The sequence below is a fragment of the Microbacterium sp. GXF6406 genome, assembly GCF_054798215.1.
Genome location: NZ_JBSJZH010000067.1, coordinates 1 through 945, shown reverse-complemented (window position 1 = coordinate 945; position 945 = coordinate 1). Strand labels below are relative to the sequence as shown.

The 945-nt window shown below is 67.6% G+C and carries 1 protein-coding gene; it reads right to left on the bottom strand.

Translation table 11 applies throughout. From position 1 onward, the window contains the following. Positions 1–895 (bottom strand): IS5 family transposase gene (locus ACWAUG_RS13620; RefSeq protein WP_460802839.1). Its coding sequence is split into 2 segments (ribosomal slippage): positions 1–543 and positions 545–895, totalling 894 coding nucleotides; the frame shifts between segments, so codons are not numbered across the junction. Positions 896–945 lie beyond the last annotated feature (50 nt).

The window sequence follows — 945 nt, the reverse complement described above, 5'->3', positions numbered from 1 at the left end:
CTAGGGCGTGTCTGATAATTGTTGGGTCCACGCGATTGCGGCGTGGATGAGGACCGCGGCGCGGTAGACGATCGCGTGTTTGTCGTAGCGAGTGGCGAGGCCGCGCCACTGCTTGACGTCGCAGAACCGGCGTTCGATCACGTTGCGGTTCCTGTAGTCGGAGGCATCGAGCCCGACGGGCCTGCCACCGCGCGATCCGCGCCGTTTGCGGTGGCCCTTCTGGTCGTCGGGTTCGGGGATGACGGCTCTGATTCCGCGGGCGCGGAGGTGCCCGCGGATCGCGCGGGACGAGTATGCCTTGTCACCGCGGACCGCGTCCGGTCTCGTGCGCGGCCGACCCACGTCGCGCGCGACGCGCAGGCGCGCCAGCAGGGGGAGGAACATGGGTGAGTCGCCGGCCTGCCCCGGCGTGATCAGCGTCACCAGCGGCAGCCCGTTCCCGTCGACGAGCTGGTGAATCTTCGTCGAGAGCCCGCCGCGGGAGCGGCCGATGCCGTGGTCAGGCGGCTCTTCGAGCAGATTCGTGTAATTCGATCCAGCCCCCTGTGGTGCGGGTCGTGTTCGTCGCGTGCTGGTGCGCCCGAGCAATCGTGGAGTCCACTGACAGGGACCAGTCCACGATCCCGGCAGCGTCCGCGCTGGCGGTGAGCTTCGCGAGCACTCTGTCCCAGGTGCCGTCCGTCGCCATCCGGTGATGCCAGGTCCACACCGTCTGCCACGGGCCGAAAGACTCAGGCAGATCCCGCCACGCGATCCCGCACCGGTACCGGTAGATGATGCCCTCAAGCATCGTCCGCGCGTCCGAGAACGGGCGCCCCTGCCTACCCGTCGGACGCGGAAGCATCCCCTCGATCAACGACCACTGGGCATCCGACAGCAACTGGAATCGCGACACCATCCCAGACTCTCAGCCCGACCCCGAACAATTTATCAGACACGCCCTAG